The 15801-nt window shown below is 72.1% G+C and carries 16 protein-coding genes; 10 read left to right on the top strand and 6 right to left on the bottom strand.

Annotation, left to right across the window (positions count from 1 at the left end):
* Positions 1–59 precede the first annotated feature (59 nt).
* Positions 60–1715 carry a DNA repair helicase XPB gene (locus ACFYV1_RS19500; RefSeq protein ID WP_389396739.1) on the top strand — a complete coding sequence of 552 codons (1656 nt, stop codon included), beginning with the start codon at positions 60–62 and terminating at the stop codon, positions 1713–1715.
* Between the two features lie 234 nt (positions 1716–1949).
* On the opposite strand, the gene ACFYV1_RS19505 is transcribed toward ACFYV1_RS19500, so the two are convergent.
* Complete coding sequence (locus tag ACFYV1_RS19505; RefSeq protein ID WP_389396740.1) at positions 1950–2132, bottom strand: hypothetical protein; 183 nt, start codon at positions 2130–2132, stop codon at positions 1950–1952.
* A 284-nt stretch (positions 2133–2416) separates the two neighbouring features.
* Between ACFYV1_RS19505 and ACFYV1_RS19510 the strand changes: the two genes are divergently transcribed.
* Positions 2417–4486, top strand: a complete 2070-nt coding sequence (locus tag ACFYV1_RS19510; protein ID WP_389396741.1) for a HelD family protein — start codon at positions 2417–2419, stop codon at positions 4484–4486.
* Positions 4487–4618: 132 nt separating this feature from the next.
* On the opposite strand, the gene ACFYV1_RS19515 is transcribed toward ACFYV1_RS19510, so the two are convergent.
* On the bottom strand, positions 4619–5320 hold the full coding sequence (locus ACFYV1_RS19515) for a copper homeostasis protein CutC (protein WP_389396742.1): 702 nt from the start codon (positions 5318–5320) through the stop codon (positions 4619–4621).
* Positions 5321–5503: 183 nt separating this feature from the next.
* On the opposite strand from ACFYV1_RS19515, the gene ACFYV1_RS19520 reads away from it, so the two are divergent.
* The 4 genes from ACFYV1_RS19520 (at position 5504) to ACFYV1_RS19535 (ending at position 10546) form a co-directional block, all read left to right on the top strand.
* Positions 5504–7789 (top strand): heavy metal translocating P-type ATPase, encoded by a 2286-nt coding sequence (locus tag ACFYV1_RS19520; RefSeq protein WP_389396743.1) that lies wholly within the window; start codon positions 5504–5506, stop codon positions 7787–7789.
* A gap of 87 nt (positions 7790–7876) precedes the next feature.
* Entirely contained in the window at positions 7877–8527 is a 651-nt protein-coding gene (locus tag ACFYV1_RS19525) for a hypothetical protein (RefSeq protein ID WP_389396744.1), read from the top strand.
* A gap of 92 nt (positions 8528–8619) precedes the next feature.
* The gene (locus ACFYV1_RS19530; RefSeq protein ID WP_389396907.1) at positions 8620–9828 is read left to right on the top strand and encodes a Cmx/CmrA family chloramphenicol efflux MFS transporter; all 1209 of its coding nucleotides are present in this window, start codon (positions 8620–8622) and stop codon (positions 9826–9828) included.
* Positions 9829–9937: 109 nt separating this feature from the next.
* The gene (locus ACFYV1_RS19535; protein ID WP_389396745.1) at positions 9938–10546 is read left to right on the top strand and encodes a Uma2 family endonuclease; all 609 of its coding nucleotides are present in this window, start codon (positions 9938–9940) and stop codon (positions 10544–10546) included.
* 58 nt (positions 10547–10604) lie between these two features.
* Here the strand turns inward: ACFYV1_RS19535 and ACFYV1_RS19540 are convergent, their stop codons facing one another.
* Together ACFYV1_RS19540 and ACFYV1_RS19545 are read right to left on the bottom strand one after the other, a co-directional pair.
* Positions 10605–10871 carry a DUF4031 domain-containing protein gene (locus ACFYV1_RS19540; protein ID WP_389396746.1) on the bottom strand — a complete coding sequence of 89 codons (267 nt, stop codon included), beginning with the start codon at positions 10869–10871 and terminating at the stop codon, positions 10605–10607.
* Positions 10868–11224: a hypothetical protein gene (locus ACFYV1_RS19545; RefSeq protein WP_389396747.1), complete on the bottom strand. Its 357-nt coding sequence runs from the start codon at positions 11222–11224 to the stop codon at positions 10868–10870. The genes ACFYV1_RS19540 and ACFYV1_RS19545 overlap by 4 nt, the downstream gene beginning before the upstream one ends.
* 56 nt (positions 11225–11280) lie before the next feature.
* Here ACFYV1_RS19545 and ACFYV1_RS19550 point away from each other — a divergent pair, with 56 nt between their 5' ends.
* Together ACFYV1_RS19550 and murQ are read left to right on the top strand one after the other, a co-directional pair.
* On the top strand, positions 11281–12195 hold the full coding sequence (locus tag ACFYV1_RS19550; RefSeq protein WP_389396748.1) for a MurR/RpiR family transcriptional regulator: 915 nt from the start codon (positions 11281–11283) through the stop codon (positions 12193–12195).
* Between the two features lie 48 nt (positions 12196–12243).
* Entirely contained in the window at positions 12244–13179 is a 936-nt protein-coding gene (gene murQ / locus ACFYV1_RS19555; protein WP_389396749.1) for an N-acetylmuramic acid 6-phosphate etherase, read from the top strand.
* A 21-nt stretch (positions 13180–13200) separates the two neighbouring features.
* On the opposite strand, the gene ACFYV1_RS19560 is transcribed toward murQ, so the two are convergent.
* Both ACFYV1_RS19560 and ACFYV1_RS19565 read right to left on the bottom strand, forming a co-directional pair.
* The gene (locus tag ACFYV1_RS19560; RefSeq protein ID WP_389396750.1) at positions 13201–13617 is read right to left on the bottom strand and encodes a PIN domain-containing protein; all 417 of its coding nucleotides are present in this window, start codon (positions 13615–13617) and stop codon (positions 13201–13203) included.
* On the bottom strand, positions 13614–13781 hold the full coding sequence (locus ACFYV1_RS19565) for a hypothetical protein (protein ID WP_389396751.1): 168 nt from the start codon (positions 13779–13781) through the stop codon (positions 13614–13616). The genes ACFYV1_RS19560 and ACFYV1_RS19565 overlap by 4 nt, the downstream gene beginning before the upstream one ends.
* 42 nt (positions 13782–13823) lie before the next feature.
* Between ACFYV1_RS19565 and ACFYV1_RS19570 the strand changes: the two genes are divergently transcribed.
* Both ACFYV1_RS19570 and ACFYV1_RS19575 read left to right on the top strand, forming a co-directional pair.
* The gene (locus ACFYV1_RS19570) at positions 13824–14432 is read left to right on the top strand and encodes an ArsR/SmtB family transcription factor (protein WP_389396752.1); all 609 of its coding nucleotides are present in this window, start codon (positions 13824–13826) and stop codon (positions 14430–14432) included.
* Positions 14429–15793, top strand: a complete 1365-nt coding sequence (locus ACFYV1_RS19575; protein WP_389396753.1) for an MFS transporter — start codon at positions 14429–14431, stop codon at positions 15791–15793. Before ACFYV1_RS19570 ends, ACFYV1_RS19575 begins: the two co-directional genes overlap by 4 nt.
* The last annotated feature ends 8 nt before the right edge of the window (positions 15794–15801 follow it).

The following is a 15801-nucleotide window of genomic DNA, read 5'->3' on the forward strand; positions in this document are numbered from 1 at the left end:
CCCGTACGGACGGACCGGCCCGAGAAGAAACCGGGGCATACCCGGTGAAAGGGTGTGGCGTGAACGGACCGCTCATCGTCCAGAGTGACAAGACACTCCTGCTCGAAGTGGACCACGAGCAGGCGGACGCCTGCCGTCGCGCCATCGCGCCCTTCGCCGAGCTGGAGCGCGCCCCCGAGCACATCCACACCTACCGGGTGACACCGCTCGGCCTGTGGAACGCGCGGGCAGCCGGGCACGACGCCGAGCAGGTCGTCGACGCGCTGGTGGAGTTCTCCCGCTACCCCGTGCCGCACGCCCTCCTCGTGGACGTGGCGGAGACGATGGCCCGCTACGGCAGGCTCACCCTGTCCAAGCACCCCACCCACGGGCTCGTCCTCACCACCACCGACCGGCCGGTGCTCGAGGAGATCCTCCGGTCGAAGAAGGTCCAGCCGCTGGTCGGCACCCGGATCGATCCGGACACGGTCGTCGTGCACCCCTCGGAGCGCGGACAGATCAAGCAGACGCTGCTCAAGCTGGGCTGGCCGGCGGAGGACCTCGCGGGCTACGTGGACGGCGAGGCGCACGCCATCGAGCTGGCCGAGGACGGCTGGGCGCTGCGGCCGTACCAGCAGCAGGCCGTCGAGGGCTTCTGGCACGGCGGCTCCGGCGTCGTCGTCCTCCCCTGCGGCGCCGGAAAGACCCTGGTCGGCGCCGGAGCCATGGCGCAGGCGAAGGCCACCACGCTGATCCTCGTCACCAACACCGTCTCCGCCCGCCAGTGGAAGCACGAGCTGGTGAAGCGGACCTCGCTGACCGAGGACGAGATCGGCGAGTACAGCGGCACGAAGAAGGAGATCCGCCCGGTCACCATCGCCACCTACCAGGTGCTGACGACCAGGCGGAAGGGGATCTACCCGCACCTCGAGCTCTTCGACTCCCGCGACTGGGGCCTGATCGTCTACGACGAGGTGCACCTGCTGCCCGCCCCCGTCTTCAAGTTCACCGCCGACCTCCAGGCCCGCCGCAGGCTCGGTCTCACGGCCACGCTGGTGCGCGAGGACGGCCGCGAGTCGGACGTTTTCTCCCTCATCGGGCCGAAGCGTTTCGACGCGCCGTGGAAGGAGATCGAGGCGCAGGGCTACATCGCTCCGGCGGACTGTGTGGAGGTACGGGTCAACCTGACCGACTCGGAGCGGCTGGCGTACGCGACGGCGGAGCAGGAGGAGAAGTACCGCTTCTGCGCGACGACCGCGACGAAGCGCAGGGTGACCGAGCAGCTGGTGCGCAAGCACGCGGGTCAGCAGACCCTCGTCATCGGCCAGTACATCGACCAGCTCGACGAGCTCGGTGAGCACCTGGACGCCCCGGTGATCAAGGGCGAGACGCCGAACTCGCAGCGCGAGAAGCTCTTCGACGCCTTCCGCAACGGCGAGATCAACGTGCTCGTCGTGTCGAAGGTCGCCAACTTCTCGATCGACCTGCCGGAGGCGACGGTCGCCATCCAGGTGTCGGGCACGTTCGGTTCACGGCAGGAGGAGGCACAGCGGCTGGGCCGGGTGCTGCGCCCCAAGGCGGACGGCCACAAGGCGCACTTCTACTCGGTGGTGGCGAGGGACACGATCGACCAGGACTTCGCGGCCCACCGCCAGCGCTTCCTGGCGGAGCAGGGCTACGCCTACCGGATCATCGACTCGGACGACCTGCTGGCGGGCGAGGACCCGGTGCGCTGACGCGGTCCGTGCCTGCGGCGGGAGCGGGGCGAGGACGGGGGCGGGGGCGGGCCGGCGTTGGCGGCTCTGCTCGAAGCGCGGTACGCCTCGCCGCAGAGCGACACGCGGTACGCAAGGCGGACGGGGTTCGGGCCCGCACCGGCTTCGGGACGGGTCCTGCCCAGCGCCCAGGCCGCACCCGGACGCCGCACGCGGACGCCGGACGCCGGACGTGCTCAGCGGCGCCGGACGTGCTCAGCGGCGGCGGACGCCGGCCTCCTCGGCGTACTCGCCGAGGACCGCGACGCTGAAGACCGCGCCCGCGAAGACCTTGACCGCACGCAGGGCGTTGCCGACGCGGTGGTGCGGGTGGTCGCCGGCGCCGCTCGCGGTCGCGCCGTGGAGTGTGGTTCCGGGGGTGAGGGTCGCTGTGGTCATGTATCCAGGGTGCTTCACGTCACCCGGTCGGAGCATCGGGCTGCGGGCTGAACCACGAGGGGCCTCACGTACTACCTGAGACAGAGCGCGTCCCCTACGGGAATGACCGTGGGGGTGACCGCCACGAGAAAACCGTTCGCCCCCGCTCACGGCCGCAACTACAATCGCGGGCTTGCCCCGGCATCGCCGGGACTCTCCCCGCCTCCTTCGAGGAGCGCCGCCGCCCGGACGGAAACCGGCCGGTCCGCCATGTCGTGATCACGCAGCTCAGCCGGAGGCAACCCGTGCCCGCGCACGCCCCTGTACCCGACGTTTCCGCGACCACCGCCCCCGACGGCGACGGCCCTCTCGCCCGGGAGCGCGCCCACCTCACCGCGTCGCGATCGGCCCTGCGCGCGATGCGCGAGGACGTCGAGTCGCTCGACATCAAGGACGTCACGGCGAACTGGGTCAACGCCGTCGTGCTGGGGGCTCAGATCGAGGAGCGGATCAAGTCGCTCGCCGATCTCTCCCACACCCCCCTCTTCTTCGGCCGCCTCGACTACCTGCCCACCACGCAGGAGGGCCGGCGCTTCTACATCGGGCGCAGGCACGTCCACGACGCCGGGGGCGACCCGATGGTGATCGACTGGCGCGCCCCGGTGTCCCAGCCGTTCTACCGGGCGTCCCGGAAGGACCCGCAGGACGTCGGTCTGCGTCGGCGCTTCGGATACACGGGCGGCGAGCTCACCGCGTACGAGGACGAGCACCTCACGGACCCGTCGGAGGCCGAGCAGACGTCGAAGCTCCTCCAGGCGGAGATCGAACGGCCGCGCGTCGGCCCGATGCGGGACATCGTCGCGACGATCCAGCCCGAACAGGACGAGATCGTCCGCAGTGGCCTGTCCGGCACGGTGTGCGTGCAGGGCGGACCCGGCACGGGGAAGACGGCGGTGGGTCTGCACCGTGTCGCGTATCTGCTGTACGCACACCGCGACCGTCTGGCCCGCACCGGCACTCTCGTCATCGGGCCGAACCGTTCCTTCCTCCACTACATCGAGCAGGTCCTCCCCGCCCTGGGCGAGTTGGAGGTCAACCAGTCCACGGTCGACGACCTCGTCGCGCACGTCGAGGTGCGGGGCGAGGACTCGGCGGCGGCAGCCGTGATCAAGGGCGACGCGAGGATGGCACAGGTCCTGCGGCGCGCTCTGCGCTCCCATGTGACGATCCCGACCGAGCCGGTGGTCGTCGTCCGCGGGTCCCGCCGGTGGCGGGTTCCGGCGTACGAACTCGAGGAGATCGTCCGCGAGTTGCTCGACCGCGACATCCGCTACGGCGCCGCCCGCGACGCCCTTCCGCAGCGGATCGCGCACACGGTGCTGGTCCGCATGGAACAGTCCGGCGAGGCGCCGGACGACCGCGTCCAGGACTCGGTCGCCAGGAACGCCGCGGTCAAGGCGGCGGTCAAGGCGATCTGGCCGCCGGTCGACCCGGCGAAACTGGTGCTGCGGCTGCTCGGCGACCCCGACTTCCTCGCCGCGCACGCGGAGGGTGTCCTGTCCGCCGACGAGCAGGCCACGATTCTCTGCCCCAAGCCGCCCCGGAGCGTGAAGTCGGCGAAGTGGTCGGCGGCGGACGCGGTGCTCGTCGACGAGGCGACGGACCTGGTGCAGCGCACGCAGTCCCTGGGACACGTCGTCGTCGACGAGGCGCAGGACCTCTCCCCCATGCAGTACCGCGCGGTGGGCCGGCGCTGCTCCACCGGCTCCGCGACGGTGCTCGGCGACCTGGCACAGGGCACGACGCCTTGGGCCACGGCGTCCTGGGCCGACGCCCTGACGCACCTGGGCAAGCCGGATGCGGTCGTCGAGGAACTCACGGCCGGTTTCCGCGTCCCCCGCGAGGTGATCGCCTACGCCTCGCGCCTCCTGCCCCACATGTCGCCGGGGCTGGCCGCGGTCTCCTCCGTCCGTGAGACTCCCGGTTCGCTCGCCGTGCGCCCCGTCGCCGACGATCTCGACGCGGCCGTGGTCGCCGCGTGCGCGGAGTCCCTCCGGCACGAGGGGTCCATCGGCCTGATCGCGGCGGACGCGCGGGTCCCGGCGCTGGCCGCCGCTCTGGCCGAGGCCGGTATGCCCCATCTCTCCCCCGGCGAGGAGACGACCGCCGAGTCGCGACTCACGCTGGTGCCGGCGTCGCTGGCCAAGGGCCTCGAGTACGACTATGTGGTCCTCGAGGAGCCGTCCGCGATTGTCGCGGCGGAACCGGACCTGCGGACGGGGCTGCGCAGGCTGTACGTCGCCCTGACGAGGGCGGTCTCCGGTCTGACGATCCTTCACGCGCGGCCCCTGCCGCCGGAACTGGCCGCCGGCTAGCCACCCCGTCGGGGCTCCGCCCCGAACCCCGCGCCTCGAACGCCGGCGGGGCTCGAGTTGCCCCGCCGGCCACCGAACCCGGGTCGTGACCGCCCGCAGAACGAGGCGGTTGCGCGCAGCGGTCGGATCGCGCTACACGTCCAGTACCTCGCGCCACCCGCGCACCGCCGCCCGGACGACCGGTCCCGACCATCCTTCGGGGCGCGCCGCGCCCCCGATGTGGAAGCCCGTCACTCCTGCCGCCCGCAGGTGCGGGACGTGGTCCAGGCGGAGGCCGCCGCCGACGAGGATCCGGGGCTCGTAGCCCGGTTCGCCCGCCCGTGCGGCCTCCGCGAGGAGCGTCGGCATGCCGTCGTCGACGCCGGCCGCGGATCCGGCCGTCAGGTAGGTGTCCAGGCCCGGCAGGTCCGCGAGCTGCTTGCGCAGTGCGTCACGGTCGGCGGCGCGGTCGATCGCCCGGTGGAAGGTCCACCGGCAGCCGTCGAGGACGGCGAGCAGGCGCTCGACGGTGACGAGGTCGGGCTGGCCGTGGTCGTCGAGGAAGCCGAGGACGAACTCGTCCGCGCCCGCGTCTCTCAGCCCTTCCGCCGCGCGCACGAGCGCGTCCGCGTCCGCCGGTCCGCCGGCCGCGAAGCCGTCGGCGAGGCGGAGCATCACGCGCAGCGGGATGTCGACGGCCGCGCGGATCGACGCGTAGGTGGTGACCGGGGGCGTCAGCCCGTCCGCCGCCATGTCGGTGACCAGCTCCAGCCGGTCGGCCCCTCCGGACTGGGCGGCGACCGCGTCCTCGGCGTCGAGGGCGATCACCTCCAGGAGTGCTCGGTTGCTGCTCATGGGACCCATTTCTCGAGGCTCCGACAGGTCTAGTCCAATGGCCAGCCTAATGCTCACATCGCCCCGTGGCAGCCACACGGCGATCCCTGCCCGGAGGACAGCCCTTGCATCCCGTACAGGAGGGGGGTATACATGGAGACGCCAGGGATACCCCAGGGGGGTATAAAGACCGAGGAGGACACCATGCCGCAGACGACGACCGAGACCGCCACCTCGACGACAACCACGTCCGACCCCCGCTCCGTCGAGCTCGCGATCGGTGGCATGACCTGCGCCTCCTGCGCCGCGCGCATCGAGAAGAAGCTCAACCGCATGGACGGCGTCGAGGCGACCGTGAACTACGCGACGGAGAAGGCGAAGGTGAGCTTCGCCGGGGACGTCGCGGTCGCCGATCTCATCGCGACGGTCGAGGCCACCGGCTACACCGCGGCCGAACCCGCACCCCCGCCCCCGCCCTCGTCGCAGCAGGCGGGAGAGGAGCCGGCGGCCGAGGACGACGGGCTGACGCCGCTGCGCCAGCGGCTGGTCACCGCCGTGGTGCTCGCCGTACCCGTCATCGCCATGGCCATGATCCCGGCGCTGCAGATCGAGTACTGGCAGTGGCTGAGCCTGACCCTGGCCGCGCCGGTCGTCACCTACGCCGCCTGGCCGTTCCACCGGGCGGCCTGGACCAACGCGAAGCACGGCGCGGCGACGATGGACACCCTGATCTCCGTCGGGACCTCGGCGGCGTTCCTGTGGTCGCTGTGGGCGCTGTTCTTCGGTACGGCCGGGACTCCGGGCATGACGCACCCCTTCGAGTTCACGATCGCCCGCAGCGACGGGGCGGGGAACATCTACCTCGAGGCGGCCGCGGGCGTCACCGCGTTCATCCTGGCCGGGCGCTACTTCGAGGCGCGCTCCAAGCGGAAGGCGGGGGCCGCGCTGAAGGCTCTGCTGGAGCTGGGGGCCAAGGAGGTCACCGTCCTGCGCGACGGCCGCCAGGAGACCATCCCCACCGCCGACCTCCAGGTCGGTGACCGGTTCCTGGTCCGCCCCGGGGAGAAGATCGCCACCGACGGCACCGTCGTCGAGGGTTCCTCCGCCGTCGACGCCTCCATGCTCACCGGCGAGTCCGTCCCCGTCGAGGTCTCGACCGGCGACTCCGTCACCGGCGCCACCCTGAACGCCGGCGGCCGTCTCGTCGTCGAGGCCACCCGCGTCGGCGCCGACACCCAGCTGGCCCGGATGGCGAAGCTGGTCGAGGACGCGCAGAACGGCAAGGCCGCCGCCCAGCGCCTGGCCGACAAGATCTCCGCCGTCTTCGTGCCCGTCGTCATCGCGCTCGCGCTCGGCACGCTCGGCTTCTGGCTCGGCAACGGCTCCGGGCTGACCGCCGCGTTCACCGCCGCCGTCGCCGTCCTGATCATCGCCTGCCCCTGCGCCCTGGGCCTGGCCACGCCGACCGCGCTGATGGTCGGCACCGGCCGCGGCGCCCAGCTCGGCATCCTGATCAAGGGCCCGGAGGTGCTGGAGACGACCCGCAAGGTCGACACGATCGTCCTGGACAAGACCGGCACCGTCACCACCGGCAGGATGACCCTGCTCGCCGTCCACACCACCGACAGCACCACCGAGACCGAGGTTCTGCGGCTGGCGGGCGCGTTGGAGCACGCCTCCGAGCACCCCATCGCCCAGGCCGTGGCCACCGGCGCCGCGGACAAGGTCGGCACCCTGCCCACCCCGGAGGACTTCGCCAACATCCCCGGCCTCGGCGTCCAGGGCGTCGTCGACGGGCACGCCGTCCTCGTCGGCCGCGAGAAGCTGCTCCAGGACTGGGCGATGGAGCTGCCCGCCCACCTCGCCCGCGCCAAGCACGACGCCGAGGCCGCCGGCCGCACCGCGATCGCCGTCGCCTGGGACGGCGAGGCCCGTGCCGTCCTCGAGGTCGCGGACGCCGTCAAGGACACCAGCCCCGAAGCGATCCGCCGCCTGCGGGCCCTCGGCCTCACCCCCATCCTCCTGACCGGCGACAACGAGGCCGTCGCGAAGAGCGTCGCCGCCGAGGTCGGCATCGACGAGGTCATCGCGGAGGTCATGCCCGAGGACAAGGTCAGTGTGGTCAAGAGGCTCCAGGCCGAGGGCCGCAGCGTCGCCATGGTCGGCGACGGTGTCAACGACGCCGCCGCACTCGCCCAGGCCGACCTCGGCCTGGCCATGGGCACCGGCACCGACGCCGCGATCGAGGCCGGTGACCTCACCCTCGTACGGGGCGACCTCAACGCCGCCGCCGACGCGATCCGTCTCTCCCGCAAGACCCTCGGCACGATCCGCTCGAACCTGTTCTGGGCCTTCGCCTACAACGTCGCCGCCCTCCCCCTCGCCGCCGCCGGCCTCCTCAACCCGATGATCGCGGGCGCGGCCATGGCCTTCTCGTCCGTGTTCGTCGTCGGCAACTCGCTGCGCCTGCGCGGCTTCAAGGCCGCGTGACCTCGCGGTTCCAGGACCGTCCGACCGCGCTCAGGGCTCCGGGGCATCCGCCCCGGAGCCCTGCGCGTGCGGGGCACAATGAGAGCCATGACCGACCGATCCGCCGACCTCGGCGCCCGTTGGACGCAAGCGCTGCTCGGAGCCCGCGGGGCCGCGGACGGCCCCGCCCCGGAGGCGTACGCCGAGAGGCTGCTCGCCTGCTGGGCCGAGCCGCAGCGGAGGTACCACACCACCGATCATCTGGTCGCGGTCCTCGACCACGTCGACACCCTCGCGGGCCACGCCGACGACCCCGACCTGGTCCGCCTCGCCGCCTGGTTCCACGACGCGGTGTACCTGCCGGACCGCTCGGAGAACGAGGAGCGCTCGGCCCGCCTCGCCGAGCGCGCGCTCCCCGAGGCCGGTCTGAGCGACCGGGCCACGGCGGAGGTCGCCCGTCTGGTCCGCCTCACCGTCACCCACGACCCCGACCACGGCGACCGCAACGGCCAGGTCCTGTGCGACGCGGACCTGGCGATCCTGGCCGCCGCCCCGGAGGTGTACGCGGCCTACGCGTCGGCCGTCCGCGAGGAGTACGCCTTCGTACCGGACGAGGCCTTCCGCGACGGCCGGGCAGGGGTTCTGCGCCAGTTGCTCGGGCTGCCGCTCCTGTTCCACACGCCTTACGGGCAGCGGGAATGGGAGCAGCGGGCCCGCCACAACCTCGCGGTCGAGCTGGAGCTGCTGGCCGCGTCCTGAGACGACAGGGAATTCAAGGCTTCAACGATCTGTTGGCCATTGTCATGCCCGACCCTTCTGATCGCACGGCCCGCTCCGCGTCCGCCGCCCGTATGCCGCTCGCCGTCTACATCCTCGGCCTGTCCGTGTTCGCCCTCGGTACGAGTGAGTTCATGCTCTCCGGGCTGCTGCCGCCGATCGCGGAGGACTTGGACGTGTCGATTCCGCGGGCCGGGCTGCTGACGTCGGCCTTCGCGGTCGGCATGGTGGTGGGCGCGCCGCTCCTGGCGGTGGCGACGCTCCGGCTGCCGCGCAGGACGACGCTGGTCACGCTGATCTCCGTCTTCGGCCTCGGGCAGGTGGCCGGAGCGCTCGCCCCCACCTACGAGATCCTCTTCGCGTCCCGCGTCGTCAGCGCGCTCGCCTGCGCCGGGTTCTGGGCCGTCGGCGCGGCCGTGGCCATCGCCATGGTGCCGGTGAACCAGCGGGCCCGGGCGATGGCCGTCATGATCGGCGGGCTGTCGATCGCGAACGTCCTCGGCGTGCCCGCGGGCGCCTTCCTCGGTGAGCACCTGGGGTGGCGTTCCGCGTTCTGGGCGGTCGGTGCCGCGTCCGCCGTGGCGCTCGTCGGCGTACTGATGAGGATCCCTCGCATCCCGCTGCCCGAGCGGAAGCCGAGGGTGAAGCAGGAGCTGACCATCTACCGCGACGGCCAGGTGTGGCTCGCGATCGCGATCACGGCCCTGGCGGCCGGCGGTGTGTTCTGCCTCTTCACCTACCTCAGTCCGCTGCTCACGGATGTGGCGGGCCTGGACGCGGGCTGGGTGCCGACGGTGCTCGCGCTGTTCGGTATCGGCGCGCTGGCCGGTTCGACGGTGGGCGGCCGGATCGCCGACGCGCACCTGTTCGGCGTGATGCTCGGCGGCACGATCGCCTCGACGGTGCTGCTGGCGTCGCTCGCCCTGTTCGCGTCGTACGCCGCCGTGGCCGTGGCACTGTCGTTCCTGCTGGGCTTCTCGTCGTTCTTCACCGCCCCGGCGCTCAACGCCCGCATGTTCAACGTCGCGGGCGCGGCACCGACCCTCGCCGGCGCGACGACGACCGCCGCGTTCAACCTGGGCAACACCAGTGGCCCCTGGCTGGGCGGCGTGGTCATCGACGCGGGCCTGGGCTTCGCGTCGACTGCCTGGGCGGGCGCGGCGATGATGGTCGTCGCGATCGCCCTCGTCGCGGTGGCGATGCGGCTGCACGGCAGGTCACGGGTGGTGGCGAAGTCCGCGGCCGTGCTCCCGGAGGGCGCGCCCCGCACCGAGAATGTCTGATTCCGCGTGTTGATCACCCGATCGTGGGACGCTGATCGAAAAGGTCTCGTGGAGTGATCCTCTCGCCCTAGGTTTCCGATCATCAGAGCCACAGAAGGGGGACCTCACGATGACCGCGCTGCTGGTCGAGCCCGAGCTGTCGGAGGAAGACATGCCGTCGTGGGACTACCTGCTGGAGACGTGGCAGGAACTGGACGTGCCGGAAGGTTGGCGCGCCGAGATCGACGAGGGGCTGATCACCTTGGTACCGCCGCCGGACGACGGACACAATCTCATCGCCGCCCAGGTGCACTGGGCGGTGCGCAACGCGGTGCCGGAGGGCTGGGACGTGTTCCAGACCCTGGGTCTGTTCCTCTACCGCGACGAGCGGCTGTTCATCCCCGATCTCGTCGTCGTCCCGCGGAAGCTGATCGCCGAACGGGCCAAGAAGAAGGAGAAGGCCCCGCTGGCCGCCGGTGAGGCGGCGCTCGCCGTGGAGATCACCTCGCGCGGCAACGCCTCGCACGACCGGTCGGCGAAGCTCCGCTCCTACGCCGCCGGTGACGTACCGCTGTACCTGCTGATCGACCGGTTCGACGAGGCCGGGCCCACGGTCACCCTCTTCTCGGAACCGCACGAGGGCAAGTACCGCACCGGTCTGCGCCGCCCGTTCGGCGAGACGATCGTGCTGCCGGAGCCGTTCGACGGCGAGCTGGACACCGCCGAGTTCGTCGCCTGACGGCCCGTCGGACAGATGGTCGGACAGGCCGCCGCCACCCGCACCCGCCTGACCGCCGTCAGGCAGGCCGCCCCTTGGGCCTGCGCAGACCCGCCGCCGTCAGGAGCGCGACCACCTCGCGGCTGGAGACCTCCACCGCGCCCGCCGCGACCGCGTCGGCGTAGTGGTGCGAGGGGATGTCGTAGTGGTCCCGTTCGAAGGCGCGGGGCGGGCAGCCGATCCGAGCGGCGAAGGCGTGGAGTTCCTCGAACGACACGTCGCTGACCAGGTGCGACCACATACGCCCGTGTCCCGGCCAGGTCGGCGGGTCGATGTAGACCGTCACCGCAGGCTGCCTATGGCTGCCACAACCACGCCCGCCTTTCCGCACACCCAGTGCGGATCCGGGCCCAGTTCGGGCTGCACCTCCAGCGCGTGCGGGTCGCCGGCGTCGCAGACCGGGCACAGCGGCCAGCGGCCGTGCCGCTCCAGCAGCGCGTCCTGGACGTCCTGGGCGACCAGACCGGCGACGTACTCGACGCCCTCCGGCCACTGCTCCACCCACCAGCGGCGGTGGGTGACCGCGTCCTCGACCATGGACACGACCCCGGCGTCGGCGACGTCACGGGCGGCCAGATCGGCGAGGACCAGCGCACGGGCCGCGTGCAGCGCCTGCTCCAGTGGGTTCGAGTCGACCATGCACCCATTGTCTCCGGGTCTTGACGTCACCCGAAACGCGAAAATACCTTTCAAGTGTGACCAACCAAGTGAAGGAAATTTTCAGAGGTGACGCTCCGGCCCCTGCGGCGCTCGCGGCCAAGGTGCGGACGCTCTCGCCGTCCATGACCCGCTCCATGCAGCGGGTCGCCGAAGCCGTCGCCGACGACCCGGCCGGCTGCGCCGCCCTCACGGTCACCGGTCTCGCCGAGCTCACCGGCACCAGCGAGGCCACCGTGGTCCGTACCGCCCGCCTCCTCGGCTACCCCGGATACCGCGACCTGCGCCTGGCGCTCGCCGGCCTCGCCGCCCACCAGGAGTCCGGGCGGGCCCCCGCGATCACCACCGACATCGCTGTCGACGACCCCATCGCGGATGTCGTCGCCAAACTCGCCTACGACGAGCAGCAGACCCTGGCGGACACCGCCGCCGGTCTCGACACCGTTCAGCTCGGCGCGGCCGTGGCCGCCGCGTCGACCGCCCGCCGTATCGACATCTACGGCGTGGGCGCCTCCTCGCTGGTCGGCATGGACCTCGCGCAGAAGCTGCTGCGCATCGGCCTCATCGCGCACGCGCACGCCGACCCGCACCTCGCGGTCACCAACGCGGTGCAGCTGCGATCCGGCGACGTGGCCATCGCGATCACCCACTCCGGCTCCACGGGGGACGTGATCGAGCCGCTGCGGGTCGCCTTCGACCGCGGGGCGACGACCGTGGCGATCACCGGCCGCCCGGACGGCCCGGTCTCGCAGTACGCCGACCACGTCCTGACCACGTCGACCGCCCGCGAGAGCGAGCTCAGACCGGCCGCGATGTCGTCACGGACCGGCCAGCTCCTCGTCGTGGACTGCCTGTTCATAGGCGTGGCCCAGCGTACGTACGAGTCGGCTGCCCCCGCCCTCGCCGCCTCGTACGAGGCGCTCGCGCACCGTCACAACGCCCGCACGCGTTGACCCCGCCGAACCGGACCCGCACGTACCGAGAAAGCCGAGCCGACCTTCATGACCTCCACGTACGGTGAACTCCGCGCCCAGCTGGCCACTCTCACCACCGAGGCGTTCCGACCCGAGCTCGCCGACATCGACCGGCTGCCGACCCTCGAGATCGCCCGACTCATGAACGGCGAGGACGAGACCGTCCCCGCCGCCGTCGCCGCCGGGCTGCCCGCCATCGCGGCCGCGATCGACGGCACCGCGGAGCGCATGGCCCGCGGCGGCCGGCTGATCTACGCGGGCGCGGGCACGGCGGGCCGGCTCGGCGTTCTGGACGCCAGCGAGTGCCCGCCCACGTTCAACACCGACCCGTCGGAAATCCTCGGCCTGATCGCGGGCGGACCGACCGCCATGGTCACGGCCGTCGAAGGCGCGGAGGACAGCAAGGAGCTGGCCGCGGCGGACCTGGACGCTCTGAAACTCACCGCGGACGACACGGTGGTCGGCGTCTCGGCGTCGGGCCGCACCCCTTACGCGGTCGGCGCGGTCGAGCACGCGCGTGCGCTGGGGGCGCTCACGATCGGCCTGTCCTGCAACGCGGACAGCGCGCTGGCCGCCGCCGCGGACCACGGCATCGAGATCGTGACCGGACCCGAACTCCTCACCGGATCCACCCGGTTGAAGGCGGGCACGGCGCAGAAGCTGGTGCTCAACATGATCTCGACGGTCACGATGATCCGTCTCGGCAAGACGTACGGAAACCTGATGGTCGACGTCCGCGCCTCCAACGACAAGCTGCGCGCGAGGTCCCGGCGGATCGTGGCGCTGGCGACGGGCGCGCCGGACGAGGAGATCGAGGCGGCGCTGGAGGCGACGGACGGCGAGGTGAAGAACGCGATCCTGGTGATCCTGGGCGGCGTCGACGCGCCGACCGCGGCGACCCTCCTGTCGCAGACCTCCGGCCGCCTGCGCGCCGCCCTCCAGGAGTCCGCCTCCACCGACTGAGCAGCGAAGTTCCAGTCGGTGTCAGCGCGGCCCGTCGTACACGTTGTGCTGCTGGAGCTCGACCGCGAAGCGGGCCGCGGTCACGAAGTCCCTGTCGTCGTGGAGCACGACGAGTCCGTGGTGGGCGGCCGTGGCACAGATCTGGAGGTCGACGGCGGACAGGGCCTGATGCGCACCGTGCTCAGCCGCACGCGCCTGCAGGCCTGCGGCCCACTGTGCAGCGCCCTCGGGCAGGGGGGCGTCGTCGTACAGTTCGGTGAACATGGAGTTGTACAGGTCGTACTCTTTCAAGTCCCTGGCCGAGCGCAGGAATTCGCTCCGTTGCGGGTAACACGAGCGCACATTGCCGTTCAGTACCGTCGACTCCCAAGCCGCGTACATCTCCCCGTCACGCAGCATGCGCCAGAGCGCGGACGAGTCGAGCAGGTACACGTTCACCGGCCGTACGCCTCCTTGTCGGCACGATGCGCCGCCTCGGCACCCTCGATGTCCCACTCACGAGCGAGTTCGAAGTACTTGTCATAGGCCGCTGCCCGCAGGAGTCGCTTGTTGTACTCCTCCAGCGCCTTGCATCGAGACCATTCTCCAAAAAAATTCTGCAAAAACTTCTTGGCAAAGTGGTGTCCGCTTCCTACGCTGGACGCATGGCCGCTCAGAGACGTCCGGAAGAACACCGCCGCCGCGAGCTCGACCCCCGCGAGGACGCCGCCGCGCTCAAGGCGCTGACGCATCCCCTGCGCATCCGCATGCTGGGCATGCTCCGCATGGACGGCCCCGCCACCGCGAGCGAACTGGCGGTCAGGACGGGCGAGTCCTCCGCGTCGACCAGCTATCACCTGCGGGTGCTCGCCAAGTACGCGTTCATCACGGAGGCCGAGCACCGCGACGGCCGCGAACGGCGCTGGCAGGCGCAGCACGAGGTCACCAGCTGGAACAACGCCGCGATGGCCGACTCGGTCGAGGCGCGGGCCTTCGTCGACGTGACGCGCCGCGCCCAGCTCGACCACCTCGAGCGGTCACTCGCACGGCACCAGGAGGACTTGGCCGCCGGCCGCCTCGGCGACGAGTGGCGGGAGCCGTCCGGCTTCACCGACCTGGTGGTACGGCTGACCCCCGAGGCGCTCACCGAGCTGTGGGACAGCTTCAGCCGCACGGTGGACGAGCTGGCGGCCCGCGACGAGGGCGACCCTCGTGCCGAGCAGGTCGTCCTCTTCACCGCGTCGCTCGCCGTCCGCGCCGAGGACCGCTCGTGAACCAGGCCCTGGACCCCAACGCCGCCCGCCGCCGCTTCGTCGCCGTCACCTTTCTCTTCTGGCTGCCCGTCGGCCTCTACATACCGTCCCAGGTGCTGCTCCTGACCGAACGCGGCATGAGCCTGGCCGTCGTCGCCGGACTGTTCGCCGTCCACTCGATCACCGTGTCCGTCATGGAACTGCCGACCGGCGGCCTGTCCGACGTCATCGGCCGCCGGATCGTCCTCGCCGCCGCGGGCCTGCTCAACCTGTCCGCACTCACCCTCATGGCGCTCGGCACCACCGTCTGGGCCCTGGCCGTCGCGATGTTCCTGATGGGCTCGGGCCGCGCCCTGTCCAGCGGACCGGCGGAGGCCTGGTACGTCGACACCGTGCAGGCGCACTCCGGCCCCGGCGCCGAACTGCGCACCGGCCTCGCCCGCGGCGGCACCGCCTCCGCCGCCGCGCTCGCCCTGGGCACGCTCACCGGCGGCGCCGTGCCGCTCCTCCTCGGCCTGGGCCACGACCCGGGCGCCCGGCTGGCCGACGCCACCGGCGGCCTCGTACTGCCGCTGTCCGTACCCGGCCTGCTCGGCTCGGCGGTCGGCATCGGGTACGTGGCCTACGTGCTGACCGCCCTGCCGGAGCCGCCCCGGCCGCCCGCCACCCTGCGCGGGGTGCTCCGCGGCGTCCCGGCGACAATGCTGGGCGGCCTACGGCTCGGCGTCACGGAGGCGCTGATCCGACGGATCCTGCTGACGGCGGCCGCCGTCGGCACCGCGCTCGCGTCCATCGAACTGCTCACCCCCGGACGGGCCGCCGGACTCACCGGCGCACCCGAGTCCGGCGCCGTGCTCTACGCGTCGCTCGCCTGCGCCGGCTTCGTCTGCACCGCGGTCGGCAGCCATTTCGCGCCCCTCGCGGCCCGACTGACGGGCAGCGGCGAACACGCGGTCCTCGCCGCTCTCGGCGTGGGCGCGACCGGACTGACGCTGCTGGGCGTGACGGCCGCCTGGGACGGCGGCACGGCCCCGGTGGCTCTCGCCGCCATCGGATACGGCCTGGTCTACCTCGGCCTCGGCGCCGCCACCCCGAACGAGAACGACCTGCTGCACCGCCGCGTGGACAGCACGGTCCGTGCCACGGCCCTGTCCGTGAAGTCGCTCGCGCTCCAGCTGACCGGTGCGCTGGCCGGCCTCGTCGCCGGCTCGCTCCCCGTCGGCCCGCTGCCGTGGCTGGTGGCCGCCGCGGCTCTGCTGCTGGGCGCAATGCTGTGGACCCGCCGGGCGCGCCCGGCTCCGTCGACCGCCCCGCCCCCGGTCGCAAAGGCGCGGCTCGCGGTCGATCCGCAGCAGCCCGACGTGCTCGACGGCCCGCGCTGAGACGCCGG

This window comes from Streptomyces sp. NPDC003023 (genome assembly GCF_042888225.1).
GTDB lineage: Bacteria > Actinomycetota > Actinomycetes > Streptomycetales > Streptomycetaceae > Streptomyces.

Coding starts and splice junctions, on each gene's coding strand:
- ACFYV1_RS19505 (WP_389396740.1), bottom strand. CDS start 2,132: ATGACCACAGCGACCCTCACCCCCGGAACCACACTCCACGGCGCGACC.
- ACFYV1_RS19515 (WP_389396742.1), bottom strand. CDS start 5,320: ATGAGCAGCAACCGAGCACTCCTGGAGGTGATCGCCCTCGACGCCGAG.
- ACFYV1_RS19520 (WP_389396743.1), top strand. CDS start 5,504: ATGCCGCAGACGACGACCGAGACCGCCACCTCGACGACAACCACGTCC.
- ACFYV1_RS19525 (WP_389396744.1), top strand. CDS start 7,877: ATGACCGACCGATCCGCCGACCTCGGCGCCCGTTGGACGCAAGCGCTG.
- ACFYV1_RS19530 (WP_389396907.1), top strand. CDS start 8,620: ATGCCGCTCGCCGTCTACATCCTCGGCCTGTCCGTGTTCGCCCTCGGT.
- ACFYV1_RS19535 (WP_389396745.1), top strand. CDS start 9,938: ATGACCGCGCTGCTGGTCGAGCCCGAGCTGTCGGAGGAAGACATGCCG.
- ACFYV1_RS19545 (WP_389396747.1), bottom strand. CDS start 11,224: ATGGTCGACTCGAACCCACTGGAGCAGGCGCTGCACGCGGCCCGTGCG.
- murQ (WP_389396749.1), top strand. CDS start 12,244: ATGACCTCCACGTACGGTGAACTCCGCGCCCAGCTGGCCACTCTCACC.
- ACFYV1_RS19570 (WP_389396752.1), top strand. CDS start 13,824: ATGGCCGCTCAGAGACGTCCGGAAGAACACCGCCGCCGCGAGCTCGAC.